This window comes from Streptomyces sp. NBC_00273 (assembly GCF_036178145.1).
In the GTDB taxonomy this organism is placed as follows: Bacteria; Actinomycetota; Actinomycetes; order Streptomycetales; family Streptomycetaceae; genus Streptomyces.
In genome coordinates this window covers 5,619,971-5,641,270 of record NZ_CP108067.1, presented here as the reverse complement: position 1 = coordinate 5,641,270, position 21,300 = coordinate 5,619,971, and the positions used below count along the sequence as shown (strand labels likewise).

18 protein-coding genes are annotated in these 21,300 nt (G+C 72.5%); 4 read left to right on the top strand and 14 right to left on the bottom strand.

Translation table 11 applies throughout. The annotated features are described in order from the left end of the window. Positions 1–70 precede the first annotated feature (70 nt). Entirely contained in the window at positions 71–913 is an 843-nt protein-coding gene (locus OG386_RS24930; RefSeq protein ID WP_328789956.1) for an ABC transporter ATP-binding protein, read from the top strand. Further along, positions 910–2,601 (top strand): transporter, encoded by a 1,692-nt coding sequence (locus OG386_RS24925; protein ID WP_328789955.1) that lies wholly within the window; start codon positions 910–912, stop codon positions 2,599–2,601. Before OG386_RS24930 ends, OG386_RS24925 begins: the two co-directional genes overlap by 4 nt. Before the next feature lie 100 nt (positions 2,602–2,701). Here the strand turns inward: OG386_RS24925 and OG386_RS24920 are convergent, their stop codons facing one another. The 5 genes from OG386_RS24920 to OG386_RS24900 all read right to left on the bottom strand — a co-directional run bounded on the left by OG386_RS24920 (position 2,702) and on the right by OG386_RS24900 (position 7,322). After that, positions 2,702–3,220, bottom strand: a complete 519-nt coding sequence (locus OG386_RS24920; protein WP_328789954.1) for a hypothetical protein — start codon at positions 3,218–3,220, stop codon at positions 2,702–2,704. 143 nt (positions 3,221–3,363) lie between these two features. Continuing rightward, positions 3,364–4,026: a hypothetical protein gene (locus tag OG386_RS24915; protein ID WP_328789953.1), complete on the bottom strand. Its 663-nt coding sequence runs from the start codon at positions 4,024–4,026 to the stop codon at positions 3,364–3,366. Positions 4,027–4,490: 464 nt separating this feature from the next. After that, a complete protein-coding gene (locus tag OG386_RS24910; protein ID WP_328789952.1) occupies positions 4,491–5,144 on the bottom strand; it encodes an HAD family hydrolase in 654 nt (217 codons plus the stop codon). 238 nt (positions 5,145–5,382) lie between these two features. Next, positions 5,383–6,261, bottom strand: coding sequence for an alpha/beta fold hydrolase (locus OG386_RS24905; RefSeq protein WP_030009574.1), 879 nt, complete (start codon positions 6,259–6,261; stop codon positions 5,383–5,385). Positions 6,262–6,629: 368 nt separating this feature from the next. Then, positions 6,630–7,322 carry a metal-dependent transcriptional regulator gene (locus OG386_RS24900; protein WP_030009575.1) on the bottom strand — a complete coding sequence of 231 codons (693 nt, stop codon included), beginning with the start codon at positions 7,320–7,322 and terminating at the stop codon, positions 6,630–6,632. 257 nt (positions 7,323–7,579) lie between these two features. Between OG386_RS24900 and OG386_RS24895 the strand changes: the two genes are divergently transcribed. Continuing rightward, positions 7,580–8,335: an SIS domain-containing protein gene (locus tag OG386_RS24895; protein WP_328789951.1), complete on the top strand. Its 756-nt coding sequence runs from the start codon at positions 7,580–7,582 to the stop codon at positions 8,333–8,335. 41 nt (positions 8,336–8,376) lie between these two features. Here the strand turns inward: OG386_RS24895 and OG386_RS24890 are convergent, their stop codons facing one another. The 3 genes from OG386_RS24890 to pdxH form a co-directional block, all read right to left on the bottom strand. Then, positions 8,377–9,708 carry a PAS domain-containing protein gene (locus OG386_RS24890; RefSeq protein WP_328789950.1) on the bottom strand — a complete coding sequence of 444 codons (1,332 nt, stop codon included), beginning with the start codon at positions 9,706–9,708 and terminating at the stop codon, positions 8,377–8,379. Positions 9,709–9,812: 104 nt separating this feature from the next. Further along, complete coding sequence (locus tag OG386_RS24885) at positions 9,813–10,169, bottom strand: PH domain-containing protein (RefSeq protein WP_328793344.1); 357 nt, start codon at positions 10,167–10,169, stop codon at positions 9,813–9,815. A 502-nt stretch (positions 10,170–10,671) separates the two neighbouring features. Then, the gene (gene pdxH / locus OG386_RS24880) at positions 10,672–11,334 is read right to left on the bottom strand and encodes a pyridoxamine 5'-phosphate oxidase (protein ID WP_328789949.1); all 663 of its coding nucleotides are present in this window, start codon (positions 11,332–11,334) and stop codon (positions 10,672–10,674) included. 200 nt (positions 11,335–11,534) lie between these two features. On the opposite strand from pdxH, the gene OG386_RS24875 reads away from it, so the two are divergent. Further along, positions 11,535–12,641 carry a citrate synthase 2 gene (locus tag OG386_RS24875; RefSeq protein WP_030009579.1) on the top strand — a complete coding sequence of 369 codons (1,107 nt, stop codon included), beginning with the start codon at positions 11,535–11,537 and terminating at the stop codon, positions 12,639–12,641. A gap of 100 nt (positions 12,642–12,741) precedes the next feature. Here the strand turns inward: OG386_RS24875 and OG386_RS24870 are convergent, their stop codons facing one another. The 6 genes from OG386_RS24870 to OG386_RS24845 form a co-directional block, all read right to left on the bottom strand. Then, positions 12,742–13,329 carry a TetR/AcrR family transcriptional regulator gene (locus OG386_RS24870; RefSeq protein ID WP_202201035.1) on the bottom strand — a complete coding sequence of 196 codons (588 nt, stop codon included), beginning with the start codon at positions 13,327–13,329 and terminating at the stop codon, positions 12,742–12,744. Continuing rightward, entirely contained in the window at positions 13,317–14,054 is a 738-nt protein-coding gene (locus OG386_RS24865) for an enoyl-CoA hydratase family protein (protein WP_328789948.1), read from the bottom strand. Before OG386_RS24865 ends, OG386_RS24870 begins: the two co-directional genes overlap by 13 nt. A 683-nt stretch (positions 14,055–14,737) precedes the next feature. Next, positions 14,738–15,898: an acyl-CoA dehydrogenase family protein gene (locus OG386_RS24860; protein ID WP_328789947.1), complete on the bottom strand. Its 1,161-nt coding sequence runs from the start codon at positions 15,896–15,898 to the stop codon at positions 14,738–14,740. Next, positions 15,895–17,805 (bottom strand): ATP-binding protein, encoded by a 1,911-nt coding sequence (locus tag OG386_RS24855; protein WP_328789946.1) that lies wholly within the window; start codon positions 17,803–17,805, stop codon positions 15,895–15,897. The genes OG386_RS24860 and OG386_RS24855 overlap by 4 nt, the downstream gene beginning before the upstream one ends. A gap of 8 nt (positions 17,806–17,813) precedes the next feature. Then, positions 17,814–19,412: an acyl-CoA carboxylase subunit beta gene (locus tag OG386_RS24850; protein ID WP_328789945.1), complete on the bottom strand. Its 1,599-nt coding sequence runs from the start codon at positions 19,410–19,412 to the stop codon at positions 17,814–17,816. Then, on the bottom strand, positions 19,409–21,274 hold the full coding sequence (locus tag OG386_RS24845; RefSeq protein ID WP_328793343.1) for an acyclic terpene utilization AtuA family protein: 1,866 nt from the start codon (positions 21,272–21,274) through the stop codon (positions 19,409–19,411). The genes OG386_RS24850 and OG386_RS24845 overlap by 4 nt, the downstream gene beginning before the upstream one ends. Between the last annotated feature and the right edge of the window lie 26 nt (positions 21,275–21,300).

Sequence of the window (21,300 nt, the reverse complement as noted above, 5' to 3'; positions counted from 1 at the left end):
CTCAGGCCTCTCCCCCTCCTCTTATGGTGAAGAAGGAACGACCAACGGGGACGTAATGAGAGGCAGGCGCATGCCGAACCAGGGCGATGCGACGGGTGGACCGTACGGAACGGGTGGCGCGCGGTCCGCGCCGCCCGCCGTGCGGGTGGAAGGTCTGTGGAAGCGGTTCGGCGACCAGGTGGCCGTCGCCGGGATCGACCTGGAGCTGCCCGCGGGACAGTTCATCGGTCTGGTGGGCCCCAACGGCGCGGGCAAGACGACCACGCTGTCGATGGTGACCGGGCTGCTGCGCCCGGACCTGGGGCGGGTCCACGTCGCGGGGCACGACGTGTGGGCCGACCCGACCGAGGTGAAGGCGCGGATCGGCGTACTGCCCGAGGGCCTGCGGCTCTTCGAGCGGCTGTCGGGACGCGAACTGCTGGGCTACATGGGCCGGCTGCGCGGGCTCCCGGGCGAGGAGACCGACAAGCGGGCGACGCAGCTGCTGGACGTCCTCGACCTCGCGGGCTCGCAGCACAAGCTGGTCGTGGACTACTCGACCGGTATGCGCAAGAAGATCGGCTTGGCGGCGGCGCTGCTGCACAACCCCGAAGTGCTCTTCCTGGACGAGCCGTTCGAGGGCGTCGACCCGGTGTCGGCGCAGACCATCCGCGGGGTGCTGGAGCGGTACACGACCTCCGGCGCCACGGTCATCTTCTCCTCCCACGTGATGGAGCTCGTCGAGTCGCTGTGCGACTGGGTGGCCGTGATGGCCGCCGGCCGGATCCGCGCCGCGGGCCCGCTGGCCGACGTACGGGGCTCCGCGCCCTCGCTGCAGGCCGCCTTCCTCGAACTGGTCGGCGCGCACGGGCGCGACGCGGCCGGGGACTCGCTGGAGTGGCTCGGCGGCGGCTCCGGGGCGGGATCGCGATGACCTCGCCCGCCAACCCGGCCGCCGGCCCGGCCGGCACCGTGACCACTCCCGCCACCGGGTCCACCCGGTCCACCGGAACCACCGGAGCCTCGTCCGTCGCATCGGTCCCGCTGACCCCGGTCTTCGTCCGCCTCAAGCTGTCGCTGCTGCGCAACGGGCTGAAGGGCTCCTCCAAGCGCAAGGCCGCCTACTTCTCGTCGCTCGCCTTCGCCCTGGTCGTCGGCTTCTTCGTGACGCTCGGCCTGGCCCTGCTGCACGGGAACGCCCACGCCGGCACGGTCGTCGTCCTGCTGGCCGCGATCCTGGCCCTCGGCTGGGCCTTCATGCCGCTGTTCTTCCCCACCGGGGACGAGACCCTCGACCCGAGCCGGCTGGTCATGCTGCCGCTGCGCCCGCGTCCTCTCGTCCGGGCCCTCCTCGCCTCCTCCCTGGTCGGCATCGGGCCGCTGTTCACGCTGTGCCTGGCCATCGGCTCCGTACTGGCCGTCGCGCGCGGCGCCGCCGGCGCGGTGGCCGCCGTGGTGGCCGCGCCCCTGCTGGTGCTCGGCTGCGTGACCCTCGCGCGGGCCGTGGCCACGGCCAACGTGCGGCTGCTGAGCAGCCGCAAGGGGCGGGACATGGCCATCCTCAGCGGTCTGCTGATCGCGGTGGGCGGACAGCTGGCCAACTTCGGCAGTCAGCGCCTCTTCCAGGCGGGCGGCCTCACCACGCTGGAGCCGGCCGAGGCCGTGGTGCGCTGGCTGCCGCCGGCGACCGCCGTCGGCATGGTGGACTCGGCGAGCGAGGGCGCGTACGGGGTGGCGGCCGCCCAACTGGCCCTGACCCTGGCCGCCGTGGCCGCCCTCCTGTGGTTCTGGGAGCGGAGCCTGACCCGGCTGATGGTCACACCGGACGGCTCGACCCTCGCGGCGGCCCGGCCGGCCAAGGACCGCGGCGCGGGCGGCCTGTCGTCCCTGCTCCCCGCCGGCCGGACGGGCGCGACCATGCAGCGCACGCTGCGCTACGCCGTGCGCGACCCGAAGACCAAGGCGTCCTGGGTGACCGCGCTGGCGATCGGCCTGATCATCCCCGTCTTCAACGCCCTCCAGGGCACGGGGTCCGTCTACCTCGGCTGCTTCGGCGCGGGCATGCTCGGCATGCAGATGTACAACCAGTTCGGCCAGGACACCTCCGCGTTCTGGATGGTCGCGCAGACCATCTCCTCCACGCGCGACGCGTACGTGGAACTGCGTGCGCGGGCCGCCTCGCTGGCCCTGGTCACCGTCCCGTACACGGTCCTGGTCATGGTGATCACGGCCGCGGTGCTCGGCGACTGGTCCGCCTTCCCGGCGGCCACGGGCCTGGCCCTGGCCCTGCTGGGCTCGATGCTCTGCACGGGGGCACTGGCCTCGGCCCGCTTCCCGTACTCGATCCCGTCGGACGGCGCCTTCAAGAACGTCGTCCCGGGACAGGCCGGGCTCGCCTGGGCGGGCATCTTCGCCGGGCTGCTGGCCTCGGCGGTGATCTCCGCCCCGGTGATCGCCCTGACGATCTGGCTCAAGGTGGGTGACCACCAGGACATCTCCTGGATCGTGCTCCCGCTGGGGGTGGCCTGGGGCGCACTGGCCACCTGGACGGGCCTGCGGCTCGCGGCCCCGACGGTGGCGCGCAAGCTCCCGGAGATCCTGTGGGCGGTCAGCAAGGGCTGACCACCGGCCGCTGACCGTCAGCCGCTGACCGCGCCGGAACGGGCCGGCCTCCCCTCCCCTTGCGGGATCGGAGGCCGGCCCTTTTCGTATAGGCCCGGCGTCAGTTGGCGGCGAGCAGGACGAGTACGGCGATCGAGCCGGCGAAGACGACGAGGTGCCGGAGGTTCTGGAGGTACGGCATCACCCAGTCGGGGAAGCCGTCCTCGGCGGCCCGGAGCATGGACCTGACGTCGATGCGCTGCAGTTCGGCGTCCCCGGACTTGGCGAAGGCGGCGGTCACGGACGGCACGGCGGTCAGGTTCGAGTAGAGGATCACGCAGTTCACGAGGACGACGAGCGGCTGGACGACCCAGGACACCGTCCCGGTCCACGAGCTACCGGCGACCTGGAGCACGGCGGGCAGGGCCATTGCTGCCGCGATCCCGACGGGGGCCCAGGTCTCGTGCCCGCCGGCGTCGAGCCGCATGCCGTTCTCGGCCATGACGCTGGTGCGCACCCCCTGCCGCCCCAACTCGGCCTCGACGGCGGCCTGGGCACGGGCGCCGTAGCGGCTGCGCACGACGGGGATGCTCAGGAAGGCGACGGCGATCAGGAGCTGCAGGGCGGCGACGGCGTTCATCGGGGAGACCTCGTTCTCTCGGTGCTTGCCTGGTGACGTCGCCACCATGGAGCCGCCCCCTGACAAGCCCCGAACACCCCGCTGACAGACCGCTGACGGCCGGTCCGGCCCTGGTAGGGGATCGCGGTGATGCGCGACCCCGTTCAGCTCCCTTGTACGCGGCTGGCGGCGTGGGCGTTGTCGTCCTTTGCCTGCGCTCGGGTGCCGGGGGTGACGCAGACGAGGTCATCGGCAGTTGCCTCGCGCCACACATATCCCGACAGGCAGGTGGGATCGCTGGCACTGACCCGCCGATCCGCGGCATGGGCGTTGTCGTCCTGAGCCTGGGCGCGAACACCGGGCGTCACGCAGACGTGATCCCCCGGGCCAGTTGCCTCACGCCACACATACCCCGACTTGCACGTGTCCGAGCTCTGTGCACTCTCTTGTACGCGGCTGGCGGCGTGGGCGTTGTCGTCCTTTGCCTGCGCTCGGGTGCCGGGGGTGACGCAGACGAGGTCATCGGCGGTTGCCTCGCGCCACACATATCCCGACAGGCAGGTGGGATCGCTGGCACTGACCCGCCGATCCGCGGCATGGGCGTTGTCGTCCTGAGCCTGGGCGCGAACACCGGGCGTCACGCAGACGTGATCCCCCGGGCCAGTTGCCTCACGCCACACATACCCCGACTTGCACGTGTCCGGCTGCGAGAGCAGGTTCGGGACTGCGACTGCGGCGGCTGGCAGCACCATGCTCCCAGCGACCGCAATGACCGCCGCAGCCGAAGCAGCGGCGACAGCAGGAAGGCGCTTGCGGATACCGGCCATGGCTTTCACGCTCCCTTTCAAAGGATCTTCCCGCTCAACGAGGCGTCCGTCCGGTGCAAATGGGATGCCGCACTGGCTCTGAAGGCGGCGGTCCTGTCACCACATCACCGCGCGAGTCGGACGCAAGGTGGACCTTCGACCTCGTCCCCGAGCGGGACGCATTGGTCGGCTTCCACACATGTCCTTCTTTAGCTTCGCTCGGCACCTTCTAGGGCGCATCTCGAGCCTGAATGCTCCAGCCGTGAACTCCCGCGCTCGGCGGCCAAGTCGCTGACGGTCCTGGGAAGGCGAGCAGCCGAACTCCTACGAGCAGCCGGTCAGCGGGACGAACCCGCTCAGTCGAAGCCGCTGGGATGCAGGTCCGATCGCGGTGAACGACTCTGAGGTCGCCCTGATCTGGACGTACGAATCCTTCTGACTCGAGGTTTCGATTCCTGTGGCCGGTGAGGCCGGGGAGATGGTGGTCACGAATCGGTGAGGAGGTCGGGCAGTTTGCGCATGTCGTCGAAGATGACGGTGTCGGGGCCTTCGAGTCGCCGCGCGGGAGTCATTCCCCCGGCGTAGGCGAATGCGCGCATCCCTGCGGCTCGGGCTGCCTGCAGACCGTATTGGCTGTCCTCGACCACGGCGCATGCCTCGGGCGCGACGCCCATCTGCTGCGCGGCGTGGAGGAACAGATCGGGTGCTGGTTTGCCGTGCTCGACCTCGGTGGCGCTGAAGATACTGCCTTCGAAGCGTTGGTAGAGGCCGGTGATTCCCAATGTGAAACGCATCTTGTCGTGGCTCCCGCTGGAAGCCACGCAGGTGGGGAGGTGCGTGAGCGCATCGAGGGCGTCGACGATGCCGGGGACAGGGGTGAGCTCGGCTGCCAGGGCGTCGCGGTAGAGCGGCTTGAACTCCTCCTCCCAGTCGGCCGGCAGACCGTGCCCGAGGTGGGCCTCTATCTCCTCCGTCATCGACTGGCTTGAGCGGCCCATGAATCGGTCGACGATCTCGGCTTCGGTCAGGTTCCACCCCAGTTCGGCCAGGACAAGGGCATCCACGCGCACGGCTATGCGTTCGCTGTCGACCAATACGCCGTCGCAGTCGAATATGACGAGTTCAATCGGATGATTCACCCCCGCAGGATAGGCGGGCTAGGCGCGCCCTCCGGCTCACGCCGCGGCGGTGTGCTCAGGCCGCTCGACGAGGTGTCCGCAGGTCACGATGTTCTGGCCTTTCGGCCCCGCCTGAGCAGACCCTCCGAACTGGGACCGACCCGTGCTCAACCGAACCGCCGCCCGCCCCGCCCGTCGGGCAGAGCCCCGGGGCCGTTGTCGGTGCGACAGCCGGCGCCGGGGCGGAGCCGACGGGTGGTCAGGGGGCTTCGGCCTTGATCCCGTCGAGGAAGGGTTCCAGGACCTCGCGCCAGGCCGTCGGCTGGTCGTAGTGGAGGTAGTGACCCGCGTCGGGGATTTCCGCGTACTGGCCGGCCGGGAGGACGCGGACCATTTCCTGGGCCTCGGCCCGACCCAGTTCGCCGTCGAGACCGCGGACCACCAGGGTCGGACAGCGGACCTGGGCGAGCTCCTCCCAGTGGGCGTCGTGGACCCAGGTCTCGCGGGCCGTCAGCATCTGGCGGCGGGAGAAGACCGGGCGCCAGCCGTCCGAGGCCTCGTGCATGACCTCGGCAAAGAAGGCACCGCGGCCGGGATCGGGGCGTTCCACCCGGGGGTCGTCCTCGCCGAACCAGCGGCGGGCCGCGTCCTGGGTGGGGAAGGGCAGGGGCCAATGGTGGAACCAGTCCTCCCATTCCTGCTGGGAGGCCGCGCCCAGGGCGGAGGCCCGCATGTCGCAGATGACCACGGCTTCGACCAGGTCCGGGCGGCGGGCCGCGAGCTGCCAGGCGGTGAGCGCGCCCATGGAGTGGCCGATCAGCGTCACGGGGGCGAGGCCGAGCTGCTCGACGGCCGCTTCGGCGTCGGCCACGAAGGCCTCGCGGCCCAGGGAGGTCGGGGTGCCGTCGGGGGCGGCGGGCGGGCGGGCGCTCTGGCCGTGTCCGCGCTGGTCCAGGGCCACGACGCGGCGGCGCTCGCGGAGCCAGCGGGCGGTGCCGGCCCAGTGGAAGGCGCGACCCATCAGACCGTGCAGTAACAGCGCTCCGGGGCGGGTGTCGGGCTCGGCTTCTGCTTCGCGGAACTCCCAGGCGGCCAGGCGGACGCCTTCGGCCCCTGTCACATCGACGCGCTGTACCACCGCAGATGCACCCCCTTCGCTCCCCGCCAGACTATCGAACCCGCATTCGAAAACGGGTTTCTCGCCCACAACACCGCTCTTTCGAGTGACCTTGCTCAAGGATTGACAGCCGCTGCCGATGGAGATCCTTTCAACAGGGAGGCGGGCCGCTCGGGGAAGACGGTCCGAGGGGACGACCTTGAGAGCTCGGGGCTCCAGGTCACAAGGGGAGGACCGGTCCCGGCGCCGAAAGGCGCCGGGACCGCCCACACCAGGGGCTGGTCATCCGTACGGGTCACGACCCGTGGGGCAGGCCCCGCGGGGCACGGCTCGTACGGGCCGATCCACCGGACGTATCCCCGCCGACGCGAACGCCGACGGGCCGGAGATCAGCGCTTCGCCACGAACACGTGCGAGGCGACCTCCACGTCCAGCTCGGCGGCCTCACCACCACTGCCGACCAGCACACCCCCCGGGGACTCGGTCACGCTCACCACCGAGCCGGGCTGCACGCCCGCCCGCCGGAGCGTGTACATCAGCTGGGCGTCCGTCTGGATCGGCTCACCGATCCGCCGGACGACCACGGTCTTGCCCTCGGTTCCCGCGTCGAGCTCGGACAGGCTGACCATGCCGTCCTCCAGGAACGGGTCGGCCTCGGCCTTCTCACCCAGCTCCTCCAGCCCCGGGATCGGGTTCCCGTACGGCGACTCGGTCGGGTGGCGCAGCAGCTCCAGCACCCGCCGTTCCACCGCCTCGCTCATCACGTGCTCCCAACGGCAGGCCTCCGCGTGCACCTGCTCCCACTCCAGGCCGATGACGTCGACGAGCAGGCACTCCGCGAGCCGGTGCTTGCGCATGACGCGCGTGGCCAGTCGGCGGCCCTCCTCCGTCAGTTCGAGGTGCCGGTCGCTGGCGACGGCCACCAGGCCGTCCCGCTCCATGCGCGCCACCGTCTGGCTCACCGTCGGACCGCTCTGGTCGAGCCGCTCGGCGATCCGGGCGCGCATGGGGACCACGCCTTCCTCTTCCAGCTCGAGGATGGTGCGGAGATACATCTCCGTGGTATCGATCAGTCCGGACATTCGTGCCCCTCGGATTGCGTGCGCTGGCCCTGCCCCCAATTCTGACGCATCGGGCCGACAACCGTCCCGTGCCGAGGGTCAAGACCGCTCCCGGACATCTCCCGGACCTCCCCGGAAAGATCGTCCGGAGATCTCCGGAGCGCGCGACCAGAGCTTTCGGCGCGGGATTGACGTTCGTATTGACACGCCCTTGGTCCAGACCGCACGGTGAGCGGCGGACACGGACGCTCCCCCACCTCTGGAAGGGCCATCGGCGTATGAGCGAGAGCAAGCTGGCCGGTCAGTTCTTCGATGCCGCCATCGGTCTGCTGGAGCGGGTGCGGGACGAGGAGGCCCCGCACATCGCCGAGGCCGGCTCCCTCATCGCCGACGCGGTCGCCGCCGGCAACCGGCTCTTCGCCTTCGGCGCCGGGCATTCCTCGCTGCCCGCCCAGGACGTCGTCTACCGGGCCGGCGGCCTGGCCCTGATGAACTTCCTCGCCGTCCCCGGCACGGCCGGCGTCGACGTCATGCCCGCGACCCTGGGCAGCGCCCTGGAGCGGGTCGACGGCCTGGCCGGCGCCGTCCTCGACAGCAGCCCCGCCTCCGACGGCGACGTCCTCGTGATCATCTCCCTCTCCGGGCGCAACGCCCTGCCCGTCGAGATGGCGATGAACGCCCGCGCCATCGGCCTCAAGGTCATCGGCGTGACCTCGGTGGCGTACGCGACCGGGACCAAGTCACGGCACGTCTCCGGCAGCTTCCTCAAGGACCACTGCGACGTCGTCCTCGACAGCAAGATCGCGGTCGGCGACGCCGAGCTGAGCATCGACGGCATCGACGCGCCCTTCGCCCCCGCCTCCACCGTCGTGACCAGCGCGATCATGCAGGCGGTCATGGCGACGGCCGCCGGCGAGCTCGCCGCCCGCGGCATGGAGCCCCCGCTGCTGCGCTCGGGCAACGTCGACGGCGGCCACGAGTGGAACGGCCGCGTGATGCAGGAGTACGGCGACCGGATCTTCTTCCGGCACTGAGGAGTCGGCCCGGGGTACGCCTGCCCGCACACGGGCCGCGCTCAGTCCTCGCCCGGACGGGCCGGACCGCCCGGACCCGCCGCCAGGTCCAGGTCGGCCGCGACCCGGGCCGCGACCTCCTCCGCGTACACCGCGTCCGCGCGCTCGAAGGCCACCCGCGAGGGCCCGCGCAGGAACGTCAGCGCCCCCAGGGTCCGCCCCCGGCTCCGCAGCACCGTGCACAGCACGTGCGCGGCGCCCTCCGGCCACTGGCGGGCCCGCGCCCACTCCGCGTCCGCCTCCCCGCGCGGGGCGCTGGTGCGCACCGAGCCGATCCGGTCCAGGGCCTGCAGCGCCGGGTGCCCGGCCGCGTACCGGACGGGGATCGACCCGGGGCCCGGCAGGACCGGCGGCGACGCGGCGGACCGTACGAGCCGGCGCCGCTCGGGGTCGGCCGTGGGGTCCAGTACGTCCAGCAGCGCGTGCTCGGCGAAGCCGGCGAGGGCGAAGTCCAGGCGTACGGCGGCCGCTTCGGCCGGGTCCTCGCACTCGGCGGCGGCCCGCCCCGCACGGTGGAGCTGGTGCGAGCGGAACCGCAGCTGCGCGGTGTCCAGTTGCTCCTGGCGGGCCTCGGTGACGTCCTGGAACAGCCAGCCGACGCCCAGCGGTACGGGCTCTTCCGCGAGCGGCGAGGCCAGCCGCAGGAACCCGCACCGCCAGCACCTGCGCCGCACCCCCTCCGCCGTGCGCACCGACACCCACATCTCCACCGGCGCGGGCGGGGCCCCCTCGGCGAGCACGTGCTGGAGCGCGCCCTCCAACTCCTCGACGCCCTGGGTCAGCAGTTCTCCCAGGGGCCGTCCGAGCAGTGCGGCGCGGCCGGTCCCAAAGGCCCGTGCGGCGTGCGCGTTGACCACGGCGGGCCGCAGGTCGACGTCGACCAGGACGACGCCCCACGAGGCGTCCTCCATCAGGGCTTCGCTCAGCGCGATGGAGCGTTCCAGGTCGATCTGGGCGTGCACCTCGCTGAAGGCGCAGTACACCCCGGCGGGTTTCCCGTCCGAGCCGGGCACCCCGGCGGACTGGGTCCGTACGAGGACCCGCCCGCCGTCCTTGGTCAGCAGCGCGAACTCGTGCACCTGCCGGCCGGGCACGTGCTGGGCGGCCATCAGCCGGTCCTGGACGTCGTGCGCGTCGGCGGCCCGTACCGCCCAGCCCTCGAAGCCCTTGCGGCCCACGGCCTCGGCGGCGGTCCACCCCAGGATCCGCTCGGCCTCGCGGTTCCAGTGGGTGATCACGCCGTCGGAGTCGAACGCGCACAGGGCGGCGTCCATCCCGTCCAGCAGGGCTGCGAGCAGATCGTCCGTGGTCTCGTCACGTCCGTAGGCAGTCACCTGGAACCCCCAGCAGGTGTTCGCGTATGCGGCACGTCAGATCATTGAACTCGAACGTGACCCACACCACACCGCTTTCGCCGGATTGGGGATACGAAATCCGGTCAGGCCGGTCCGCCGAGCCATGCCGTGAGGACGATCCCCGCGATGAGGACGGCTCCAGCGCCGGGAGCGCACAGCAGCAGGACGCGCCGCCCGTCGGTGCGGTAGGCATAGGTGACGGTGCTCGGCCCCCAGCTGCGTTTCGCCGGGAGGACCTCGGACCGGATGCCGTGGATGCCGTCCCAGGTCAGCCGGCGCGGCCCGCGCCCGCCGCGGACGCTGATGCCCTCTTCGTCGACCGTGGCCAGCTGGCGCGAGCGGACGTACGGGCCCCGTCCGAGCAGGGCCGTGAACAGCACGGCGATCGGCACGCTCGCCCAGAGGGACAGCGGGGGCTCCTCCCACCGGACCTTGAGCATCGCGACCACGAACAGGGCCGAGGTGACGCTGTAGAAGCCCCGGTTCCGGGCCCTCCCCGGTAGTGGCGCGGAAGTGCCCCGCGCCTGCCGTCCATGTATCCCCCGCGCCGTTCGCTCGATCGATTCCGTGTCGGCACGCTCACCCACGGAGAACGGTAAATAAAACGGTTGTGACCGTCGGCGTGCCTGCCTAGGCTCTGACCTACACAAGAAGGGAGGTGGTTCCCGAAATGTACGGAAACCGGACGCGTGAGGTGGCTGCGGGCTAGGGCCCGTCGTCAGCAACGCACCCAGTGCGGTGCCCGGCGGATCGCCCGGCGCCAATCCCAAGCAGTCACCCGACCCGCGGGCTCGCCGGCACGTCCGGCCGGCTTCTCTCACTGCAGGAGAGAAACCCGAGCCCGCGGGTCGTCTGCGTTCTACAGCTCCCGCTCGGGGTGAGCGAGAGCGTGCGAGCCTCCGGTGGGAGCCGCCGCAGACCGTCCCGCCCGGCGCCGCACGCCTACGGGCAGAGCCGCTCCACGCGCCACTCGTCCCCGTCCAGGACGTAGTGCAGACGGTCGTGCAGGCGGTTCTCGTGGCCCTGCCAGAACTCCACCTCCTGCGGGACCACCCGCAGGCCGCCCCACTCCGGCGGGACCGGCACCTGCTCGCCCTCCGGATAGCGGGCCTCCAGCTCGGCGTAGCGCCGGTCCAGCTCCGCACGGGAGTCGATCACGCTGGACTGCTCGCTCGCCCAGGCGCCCAGCTGGGAGCCGTGCGGGCGGGAGCGGAAGTACGCCGCCGTCTCGTCGCGGCCGATCCGGGACGCCGTACCGGTGACGATCACCTGGCGGGCGATCGGGTGCCACGGGAAGAGCAGGGCGACGTGCGGGTTCTCGGCCAGCTCACGGCCCTTGCGGGAGGCGTAATTGGTGAAGAAGACGAAGCCCCTGCCGTCGAACTGCTTCATCAGCACCGTCCGCGAACTGGGCCGTCCGTCCGGGGTGGCCGTCGATACGACCATGGCGTTCGGCTCGAAGAGGTGCGAGTCGGCGGCCTGCTGGAACCAGAGCGCGAACTGGTCCATCGGATTCTCGGCGAGACTCCCCTCGTAGACGATCTCCGAGCGGTACTGCTTGCGCATCATGGCGGGGTCAATGTCCTGATCGGTCACGCTGGCCATCCTGCCGCAGCCGGACCGGTGACGGTGTGCCGTATGTCACGCTTCCGCAGTCGGGGCGGAGCGGCCAAAATCTTGGGGCCGGTCCGAAGGTCCCCGAGGGGGTGACCGACGGCCGTGCCGGGCATCAACGGGGATGACCGCGCCGGACCGCGAGTCACGCCGGGAGCCGCGCGTGTTCGCACTATCTGAGGAGCCGCCTGATGTCCGACTTCGTACCCGGGCTCGAAGGGGTCGTCGCGTTCGAGACGGAGATCGCCGAGCCCGACAAGGAAGGCGGGTCGCTCCGCTACCGGGGCGTCGACATCGAAGACCTCGTCGGCCACGTCTCCTTCGGGAACGTCTGGGGCCTGCTGGTCGACGGTGCCTTCAACCCGGGCCTGCCGGCCGCCGAGCCCTTCCCCATCCCGGTCCACTCCGGTGACATCCGCGTCGACGTCCAGTCCGCGCTCGCGATGCTCGCCCCCGTGTGGGGTCTGAAACCGCTGCTGGACATCGACGTGCAGACCGCCCGCGACGATCTCGCGCGCGCGGCCGTGATGGCACTGTCGTACGTCGCCCAGTCCGCCCGCGGCCAGGGCCTGCCCATGGTGCCGCAGCGGGAGATCGACAAGGCCGAGTCCGTCGTCGAGCGGTTCATGATCCGCTGGCGGGGCGAGCCGGACCCGCGGCACGTCAAGGCCGTCGACGCGTACTGGACCTCGGCCGCCGAGCACGGCATGAACGCCTCCACCTTCACCGCGCGGGTGATCGCGTCGACCGGTGCGGACGTCGCCGCCGCGCTGTCCGGCGCGGTGGGCGCCATGTCGGGGCCGCTGCACGGCGGCGCGCCGTCCCGCGTGCTCGGCATGATCGAGGAGATCGAGCGCACCGGCGACGCCGTGGCGTACGTGAAGAAGGCCCTCGACAAGGGCGAGCGGCTGATGGGCTTCGGGCACCGCGTCTACCGTGCCGAGGACCCGCGCGCCCGCGTGCTGCGGCGCACGGCCAAGGAGCTCGACGCACCGCGCTACGAGGTGGCCGCCGCGCTGGAGAAGGCCGCGCTGGAGGAGCTGCACGCGCGCCGCCCCGACCGGGTGCTCGCCACGAACGTGGAGTTCTGGGCCGCGATCATGCTGGACTTCGCCGAGGTCCCGGCGCACATGTTCACGTCGATGTTCAGCTGCGCCCGTACCGCCGGCTGGTCGGCGCACATCCTGGAGCAGAAGCGCACGGGCCGCCTGGTGCGGCCCTCGGCCCGCTACATCGGGCCCGGGCGGCGCAACCCGCAGGAGATCGAGGGCTACGCGGACATCGCCGAGACCGCCTGATCGCGGGGTCGCGTAGTCGCGTAGTCGCGTAGTCGCTTAGGCAGATCGGGCGCCGTATCCCGCGAGCGGGGTGCGGCGCCCTTCTCGTTCCCGCGCCGCCTCAGCCGAGGGCCGCGTCCAGGATCCGGGACCACTGGGCCACCACCCGGGCCCGGCGGGCCGTGTCGTCGGTGAGCACGTTGGCGAGGCCCAGGCCCCGCGCCATGTCCAGCAGGCCCTGCACGGTCTCCCGTACGCCCGGCACCGACTCGTCCGCACCCAGCAGCTCGACGGCGATGCGGTGGGTCTCGCGGCCGACCCGGGCCTCCAGTTCGGTGACCCGGGGGCGCAGCTGCTCCTCGTTGGAGGCGGCCACCCACAACTGGAGGGCGGCCCGGAAGAGGGCACCCGTATACAGGTCGACCAACGCCTCCACCACGGCGGGGCGGGCGGCCGGGCCGGCGTGGAAGAGGTCGCGCAGGGCGGTGGAGCGCTCCTCGGCGACGTACTCGACGGCCGCGGTGAACAGGTCCTCGCGGGTCGGGAAGTGGTGCTGGGCGGCGCCGCGCGAGACACCGGCCCGTTCGGCGACGACCGAGACGGTCGAACCGGCCCAGCCGTGCTCCGCCAGGCAGGACACGGCCGCCTCCAGGAGGTGACGGCGGGTGACGCGGCTGCGCGCCTGCTTGGGGCCGGTCACAGCGACCATGACGGTTCCCGGCGCTCGAAGCGGGCGGTGATGCCCTCGCGGGCCTCGGCGGAGGCGAACAGTCCGGCAGACAGCTCGGTCAGGCGGGAGCCGTCGCGGGCGAGGGTCTCCCGTACGGCGGCGGCGGTGAGCGCCTTGGTCGCGGCCAGCCCCTGCGGGGAGGCCTTGCGCAGGCCGGCGAGTACGGGCTCCAGGGCGGCGTCCACGTCCTCGCCGTGCAGGGTGAGCAGTCCGATCCGGGCGGCCTCGGCGGCGTCGAAGGCCTCGGCGGTGAGGAAGTAGCGGGCGGCGGCGCGCGGGTCGAGGCGCGGCAGCAGCGGCATGGAGATCACCGCGGGGGCGAGGCCCAGATGGGTCTCGGTGAAGGCGTACGAGGACTGCGGTCCGGCGGCGGCGATGTCGCAGACGCCGAGCAGCCCGAGGCCGCCGGCCCGGACGTGGCCGGTGACCCGGGCGACGACGGGCTTGGGCAGCTCGGCGGTCTCGCGGAGCAGGGCCAGGAAGTCGGCGGGGTCGCAGGGGGACTTGAGGTCGGCCCCGGCGCAGAAGGTGTTGCCGGTGTGGGTGAGGACGACGGCCCGGACGGCCGGGTCCGCGGCGGTGGCGGCGAGCGCGGAGCGGAGCTCGGCGACGAGGTCGACGGAAAGGGCGTTGCGGTTGCCCGGGGAGTCCAGGGTGAGGGTGGCGATGCCGGTCGCCTGGGCGGCGTGCACTCGTGGGGCCATGTCTCCTCCGGAGTGGTATGCGGATGGGGGTACTTCGGGAGCCGAGTCCCTCCGGGAGGGTACGTGGCGCTTGCCCTGCGGGGTGCCCTGCGGGCGGCTCGGCGGTGTGGGGCTCGGTGGTGTGGGGCTCGGTGGCACGTTCCCTCGAGCCGAGGTGGTTCGCCTCAATCGCCGGCGGGGCTTCAAAGGGTGGGGTGGTGCCCCGCACGAGGATCTCCTCGGCTCGCGCCAGACGGCCGAGGTTCTGTCGTTCTGCCTGGGTTGCGCGCTCGTCCTGCGGGGACCCTCCTACGTGTCCCCACCCCACGCCAAGGCTCCGACACCCCAACCCATCCACCCCACGAACCTCCCCGAACCCGCACTCTCAGCCCCGCCAACGATCGAGACGCGGACCCGCACTTTCAGCCTCGCCGGCGTTTGAGACCCGGACCCGCGCTTTCAGCCTCGCCGGCGTTTGAGACCCGGACCCGCGCTTTCAGCCTCGCCGGCGTTTGAGGCGCGGGTCCGGGCGGAGCCCGGTACGGATCCCGCCGCGCCGGGCACCACCGAGCCGCCCGCACCATCCAGCCTCGCCGGCGATTGAGGCGCGGGGCCGGGCGGAGCCCGGCGAGGATCCCGCCGGGCCGGGCACCGCCGAGCCGCGCGCATCTTCCAGCCCCGCCGGCGATTGAGGCACGGGCACGTTAGTAAGACTTCGGCAGGCCCAGGGTTTGGTGGGAGATGAAGTTCAGGATCATCTCGCGGCTCACCGGGGCGATGCGGGCCACGCGGGCGGCGGTGATGAGGGAGGCCAGGCCGTATTCGCGGGTGAGGCCGTTGCCGCCGAGGGTGTGGACCGCCTGGTCCACCGCACGGACGCAGGCCTCCCCGGCCGCGTACTTCGCCATGTTCGCCGCCTCGCCCGCCCCCATGTCGTCGCCCGCGTCGTACAGGCGGGCCGCCTTCTGCATCATCAGGCGGGCCAGTTCCAGCTCGATGTGCGCCTGGGCCAGCGGATGGGCCACGGCCTGGTGCGCGCCGATGGGCGCCTTCCAGACCTGGCGGGTCTTCGCGTAGTCGACGGCCTTGGCGAGGGCGTGGCGGCCCATCCCGATGGCGAAGGCCGCGGTCATGATCCGCTCGGGGTTGAGTCCGGCGAACAGCTGGAGCAGGCCCGCGTCCTCGTCGCCCACGAGCGCGGAGGACGGCAGTCGCACGTCGTCCAGGGTGAGTTCGAACTGCTTCTCCGCGGCGGCCAGTTCCATGTCGATGACCGAGCGGGTGAAGCCGGGGGCGTCGCGCGGGACGATGAACAGGCAGGGCTTGAGGCTGCCGGTACGGGCGTCCTCGGTGCGGCCGACGATGAGGGTGGCGTCGGCGATGTCGACGCCGGAGATGAAGACCTTGCGGCCGGTGAGGATCCAGTCGTCGCCGTCGCGGCGGGCCGTGGTGGTGATCCGGTGGGAGTTGGATCCGGCGTCGGGTTCGGTGATGCCGAAGGCCATGGTGCGGCTGCCGTCGGCGAGGCCGGGCAGCCAGGCCTCCTTCTGGGCGTCCGTGCCGAAGCGGGCGATGACCGTGCCGCAGATGGCGGGCGAGACGACCATCATGAGGAGGGGACAGCCCGCGGCCCCGAGTTCTTCCAGGACGATGGAGAGTTCGGCAATGCCGCCGCCCCCGCCGCCGTACTCCTCGGGAAGGTTGACCCCGATGTAGCCGAGCTTCGCGGCGTCGGCCCACAGCTCGTCCGGGTGGCCGCCTTCGCGGGCGACGCGGGTGAGGTAGTCGCGGCCGTAGCGCTGTCCGAGGGCGGCGACGGCGGCGCGCAGGGCGGTGTGCTCTTGGGTTTCGATGACGGTGCTCATGCTTGCGGTTCCTCCTGGACTACGGCGAGCAGGGCGCCGAACTCGACCTGTTGGCCGGTGGCGACGTGGAGCGCGGTGAGCGTGCCGGAGGCGGGAGCGAGGATGCGGTGCTCCATCTTCATGGCCTCCAGCCAGAGCAGGGGCTGACCGGCGGTGACGGGGCTGCCGGGGGCCGCGCCCTCGGCGATGCGCACGACGGTGCCGGGCATGGGGGCGAGCAGCGAGCCCGGTTCGGTGCGGTCCTGGGGGTCCGGGAACCGGGGAACGGGGGTGAGGGTGTGGGCGCCGAGCGCGGAGTCCACGTAGACCTCGGTGTTGTTCGAATTGTGTTTCACGTGGAACACCCGCCGGATCCCATCGACTTCGAGGGTGACCCGGTCGGGGGCGGCGGCCACGACCCGGATCCCGGGGTGGTTGACCGGGTGGTACTGGACCTCGTACTCGGTGCCGGCCACGGCGTAGCGGCGGGTCTGCGGCTGGGAGCGGACGTTGCGCCAGCCGCCGAGGCGGGCGGCGAGGGGGGCGTCCGGGCCGGGTGCCGCTTCGGCGAGGGCGGCGGCGAGGGCGGCCGGGGTGGCGTCCGGGGCGCTGCCGGTGAGGGTGTCGAGGTGGCGCTCGTAGAAGCCGGTGTCGAGCTGTCCGGCGGCGAACTCCGGGTGCCGCAGGGAGCCTACGAGGAGCTCGCGGTTGGTGGTGAGCCCGTGGATGCGGGCTCCGGCGAGGGCTGCGGCGAGGGCCCGGACGGCCCCGGCGCGGGTGGGGGCGTGGGCGACGACCTTGGCGAGCATGGGGTCGTAGTGGATGCCGACGGTGTCCCCGTCGGTGAAGCCGGTGTCCACGCGGACCTCGCCGGGGATGGCGAGGGTGTGCAGGACGCCGGTCTGCGGGCGCCAGTCCTGGGCGGGGTCCTCGGCGTAGAGGCGGGCTTCGACGGCGTGGCCGGTGGGCTGCGGGGGCGCCGGGGGCAGGGCCTCGCCCTCGGCGACGCGCAGCTGGAGGGCGACGAGGTCGAGGCCGAAGACGGCTTCGGTGACGGGGTGTTCGACCTGGAGGCGGGTGTTCATCTCCAGGAAGTACGGGCGTCCGTCGGCGGTGACGAGGAACTCGACGGTGCCCGCGCCCTCGTACGAGACCGCGCGGGCGGCGGCGACGGCCGCGGAGTGGAGGCTCTCGCGCAGGGCCTCCGGCAGGCCCGGTGCCGGCGCCTCCTCGATGACCTTCTGGTGGCGCCGCTGGAGGGAGCAGTCGCGGGTGCCCAGCGCCCAGACGGTGCCGTGGGCGTCGGCGAGGATCTGCACCTCGACGTGGCGGCCGCGTTCCACGTAGGGCTCGGCGAAGACCTCGCCGTCGCCGAAGGCGGAGCGGGCCTCGGCCGAGGCCGCATCGAGGGCCTCCTTGAGCTGGTCGAGGTCGCGGACCACGCGCATGCCGCGGCCACCGCCGCCGGCCGCGGCCTTGAGGAGCAGGGGCAGGTCGGCGGGGGTGGCGGCGGCCGGGTCGACGGGGTCGAGGAGCGGCACGCCGGCGGTGCGCATCAGTTCCTTGGCGCGGGTCTTGGAAGCCATGGCCTCGATGGCTTCGGGGGGCGGGCCGATCCAGGTCAGTCCGGCGGCCAGGACTTCGCGGGCGAAGTCGGCGTTCTCGGAGAGGAAGCCGTAGCCGGGGTGCACGGCGTCGGCGCCCGCGGCGAGGGCGGCCTTGATGATGAGGTCGCCGCGCAGGTAGGTGTCGGCGGGGGCCGCGCCGGGCAGCCGTACGGCCGCGTCGGCGTCGCGGACGTGCAGGGCGTCGGCGTCCGGGTCGGAGTGGACGGCGACGGTGGCCAGGCCCAGGGCGCGGGCGGTGCGGAAGATCCGGACGGCGATCTCGCCGCGGTTGGCGACGAGGAGGGAGGTCAGGTTCGTCATGTGCGGGCTCACATCCGGAAGACGCCGAAGCCGCCACGGGCGCCCTCGACGGGGGCGTTGTGGACGGCCGACAGGCACAGGCCGAGGACGGTACGGGTGTCGCGCGGATCGATGACCCCGTCGTCGTAGATCCGCCCGGACAGGAACATCGGGAGGGACTCGGACTCGATCTGCGCTTCGACGAAGGCCCGCATCCCGGCGTCGGCCTCCTCGTCGTACGGGAGCCCCTTGGCGGCGGCGGACTGGCGGGACACGATGGAGAGCACTCCGGCCAGCTGCTGGGGGCCCATGACGGCGGACTTGGCGCTGGGCCAGGCGAAGAGGAAGCGGGGCTCGTAGGCGCGGCCGCACATGCCGTAGTGGCCGGCGCCGTAGCTCGCGCCGATGAGTACGGACAGGTGCGGGACCTTCGAGTTGGAGACCGCGTTGATCATCATCGAGCCGTGTTTGATGATGCCGCCCTGCTCGTACTCCTTGCCCACCATGTAGCCGGTGGTGTTGTGGAGGAAGAGGAGGGGGATGTCGCGCTGGTTGGCGAGCTGGATGAACTGGGCGGCCTTCTGCGACTCGGCGCTGAACAGCACGCCCTGTGCGTTGGCGAGGATGCCGACCGGGTAGCCGTGCAGGGTGGCCCAGCCGGTGACGAGACTGGGGCCGTAGAGGGGCTTGAACTCGTCGAAGTCGGAGGCGTCGACGATCCGGGCGATGACCTCGCGCGGGTCGAAGGGGGTCTTGAGGTCGGGCGGGACGATGCCGAGGAGTTCCTCGGGGTCGTGGAGGGGTTCCTCGGCCTTCGGCGGGTCCTGGCGCGGCTTGCGGTGGTTCAGACGGGCCACGACGCGGCGGGCCTGGCGGATCGCGTCGTACTCGTCGAGGGCGTAGTAGTCGGCGAGTCCGGAGACGCGGGCGTGCATGTCGGCGCCGCCGAGGGACTCGTCGTCGCTCTCCTCGCCGGTGGCCATCTTGACCAGGGGCGGACCGCCGAGGAACACCTTGGAACGGTCCTTGATCATGATCGTGTGGTCGGACATGCCGGGGACGTACGCGCCTCCGGCGGTGGAGTTGCCGAAGACGACGGCGACGGTCGGGATGCCTTCGGCCGAAAGCCGGGTGAGGTCGCGGAAGATCGCGCCGCCCGGGATGAAGATCTCCTTCTGGGAGGGCAGGTCGGCGCCGCCGGACTCCACGAGGCTGATGCAGGGGAGCCGGTTCTGCCGGGCGATCTCGTTCGCGCGCAGCGCCTTCTTCAGCGTCCACGGGTTGGAGGCGCCGCCGCGGACGGTGGGGTCGTTGGCGGTGATCAGGCACTCGACGCCCTCGACGGTGCCGATGCCGGTGACCATGGAGGCGCCGACGGGGTAGTCGCTGCCCCAGGCGGCGAGCGGGGACAGTTCCAGGAACGGGGTGTCGGGGTCGAGGAGCAGCTCGACGCGCTCGCGCGCCAGGAGCTTGCCGCGGGCCCGGTGGCGGGCCGTGTACTTCTCGCCGCCGCCCTGCAGGGTCTTGGCGTGCTCGGCGTCGAGGGCGGCGAGGCGCTCCAGCGCGGCGGTACGGGCCTGCGCGTGCTCGGGGGCGTGCGGGTCGACGGTGGTGCCGAGGCGGGTCATGGGGTGGCCTCCGGGGCCGGGAGGAGGACGACGGGGATGTCGAGGTGGCGGGCGCGGAGCCATTCGCCGAGGGCCTTGGCCTGGGGGTCGAAGCGGTGGCCGGAGGCGACGCCGTCGCCGAGGATGCCGGTGACGGTGAAGTTGAGGGCCCTCAGCTGCGGCAGCTCGTGGCGGGTGACGGTGTGGTGCGCGGTCTCGGGGAGCAGTTCCTGGAACGCCTCGGCGGTGAGGGTGTGGAGCAGCCAGTCCCAGGCGGGGTCGGTCTCGACCCAGACCCCGACGTTGGCGTCGCCGCCCTTGTCGCCGCTGCGGGCCCCGGCCAGCGCCCCGAGGGGGGCGCGGACGGTCTCCCGGGGCTCCGCCCCGGACCCGGCGGGGGCTGCGCCCCCGACCCCTTCGGGGGCTCCGCCCCCGGACCCCCGCGCCTCAAACGCCGGCGGGGCTGGGGGTGCAGGAGGCTGGGTCGGTGGGGCTGGGGGTGCAGGAGGCTGGGCCGGCAGGGCTGGGGGTGCAGGAGGCTGGGCCGGCAGGGCTGGGGGTGCAGGAGGCTGGGCCGGCAGGGCTGGGGGTGCAGGAGGCTGGGCCGGCAGGGCTGGGGGTGCGGGAGGCTGGGTCGGTGGGGCTGGATGCGGCTCCGCCGCAGGGGTTGGGGGTGGCGCCGGGACTCGTACGCGCGTGCCGTCCGGGAGGACGGCCACGTGCGGGACCTCGCCGGACGGGATCAGGGTCGAGGTGAAGACGCCGTAGGGCTGGGCCGGGCCCGGTGGGGCGGTGACGTGGAAGCCCGGGTAGCTGCCGAGGGCCAGTTCGATCGCCGTCGAGGTCAGGGTGCGGCCCACCCGGTCCGGGGACGGGTCGCGGACGACCAGTCGCAGTAGGGCGGAGGCCGTCTCCTGCGTGTCGGCGTCCTCGTGGTCGGTGCGGGCCAAGGTCCAGGTGGCGTCAACCACGCCTTCCAACACCTCGTCCAGTTGGGTGCGGACGAGGTCCGCCTTGGCCTCGATGTCCAGGCCGGTCAGGACGAAGACGACCTCGTTGCGCCAGCCGCCGATCCGGGTGACGCCCACCTTCAGGGACGACGGCGGGGCCTCTCCGCGCACTCCGGTGACGCGCACCCGGTCGGCGCCCTCGTCGGTCAGCCGGACGGTGTCCAGCCGGGTGGTCACGTCCGGGCCGAGGTAGCGCACGCCCTGGGTCTCGTAGAGGAGTTGGGCGGTGACGGTGCCGGCGGTGACGGCGCCGCCCGTGCCGGGGTGTTTGGTGATGACCGCCGAGCCGTCCTCGGAGACCTCCGCCAGGGGGAAGCCGGGGCGGCGGACGTCGTGCCGGGCGAAGAAGGAGTAGTTGCCGCCGGTGGCCTGGGTGCCGCACTCCAGGACGTGGCCCGCGGCCACCGCCCCCGCCAGCCGGTCGTAGTCGTCCGGGGCCCAGTCGAACCACCAGGCCGCCGGGCCGCTGACCAGCGCCGCGTCCGTGACCCGGCCGGTCACCACCACGTCGGCGCCCGCCCGCAGACAAGCCGTGATCCCGGCGCCCCCGAGGTAGGCGTTGGCCGTGAGGGCCCCGTCCACCCGTGCGGTGAGGTCGTCGCCCTCGACGTGGGCGACCCGCACCGGGACGCCCGCCTTCGCCGCCAAGGCCCGTACGGCGTCGGCGAGTCCGGCCGGGTTGAGGCCGCCGGCGTTCGCGACGATCCGCACGCCGCGCTCGTGCGCGAGCCCGAGCCCCTCCTCCAACTGGCGCAGGAAGGTCTTGGCGTAGCCGAGGTCCGGGTCCTTCAGGCGGTCGCGGCCCAGGATCAGCATGGTCAGCTCGGCGAGGTAGTCGCCGGTCAGCACGTCCAACGGGCCGCCGGTCAGCATCTCGCGCAGGGCGCCGAAGCGGTCCC

What these genes read in the sequence shown, in the direction of transcription:
- OG386_RS24930 (WP_328789956.1), top strand. Translation starts at nt 71, where the DNA reads ATGCCGAACCAGGGCGATGCGACGGGTGGACCGTACGGAACGGGTGGC.
- OG386_RS24925 (WP_328789955.1), top strand. Translation starts at nt 910, where the DNA reads ATGACCTCGCCCGCCAACCCGGCCGCCGGCCCGGCCGGCACCGTGACC.
- OG386_RS24920 (WP_328789954.1), bottom strand. Translation starts at nt 3,220, where the DNA reads ATGAACGCCGTCGCCGCCCTGCAGCTCCTGATCGCCGTCGCCTTCCTG.
- OG386_RS24915 (WP_328789953.1), bottom strand. Translation starts at nt 4,026, where the DNA reads ATGGCCGGTATCCGCAAGCGCCTTCCTGCTGTCGCCGCTGCTTCGGCT.
- OG386_RS24900 (WP_030009575.1), bottom strand. Translation starts at nt 7,322, where the DNA reads ATGTCCGGACTGATCGATACCACGGAGATGTATCTCCGCACCATCCTC.
- OG386_RS24895 (WP_328789951.1), top strand. Translation starts at nt 7,580, where the DNA reads ATGAGCGAGAGCAAGCTGGCCGGTCAGTTCTTCGATGCCGCCATCGGT.
- OG386_RS24885 (WP_328793344.1), bottom strand. Translation starts at nt 10,169, where the DNA reads ATGCTCAAGGTCCGGTGGGAGGAGCCCCCGCTGTCCCTCTGGGCGAGC.
- pdxH (WP_328789949.1), bottom strand. Translation starts at nt 11,334, where the DNA reads ATGGCCAGCGTGACCGATCAGGACATTGACCCCGCCATGATGCGCAAG.
- OG386_RS24875 (WP_030009579.1), top strand. Translation starts at nt 11,535, where the DNA reads ATGTCCGACTTCGTACCCGGGCTCGAAGGGGTCGTCGCGTTCGAGACG.
- OG386_RS24870 (WP_202201035.1), bottom strand. Translation starts at nt 13,329, where the DNA reads ATGGTCGCTGTGACCGGCCCCAAGCAGGCGCGCAGCCGCGTCACCCGC.
- OG386_RS24865 (WP_328789948.1), bottom strand. Translation starts at nt 14,054, where the DNA reads ATGGCCCCACGAGTGCACGCCGCCCAGGCGACCGGCATCGCCACCCTC.
- OG386_RS24860 (WP_328789947.1), bottom strand. Translation starts at nt 15,898, where the DNA reads ATGAGCACCGTCATCGAAACCCAAGAGCACACCGCCCTGCGCGCCGCC.
- OG386_RS24855 (WP_328789946.1), bottom strand. Translation starts at nt 17,805, where the DNA reads ATGACGAACCTGACCTCCCTCCTCGTCGCCAACCGCGGCGAGATCGCC.
- OG386_RS24850 (WP_328789945.1), bottom strand. Translation starts at nt 19,412, where the DNA reads ATGACCCGCCTCGGCACCACCGTCGACCCGCACGCCCCCGAGCACGCG.
- OG386_RS24845 (WP_328793343.1), bottom strand. Translation starts at nt 21,274, where the DNA reads ATGCTGACCGGCGGCCCGTTGGACGTGCTGACCGGCGACTACCTCGCC.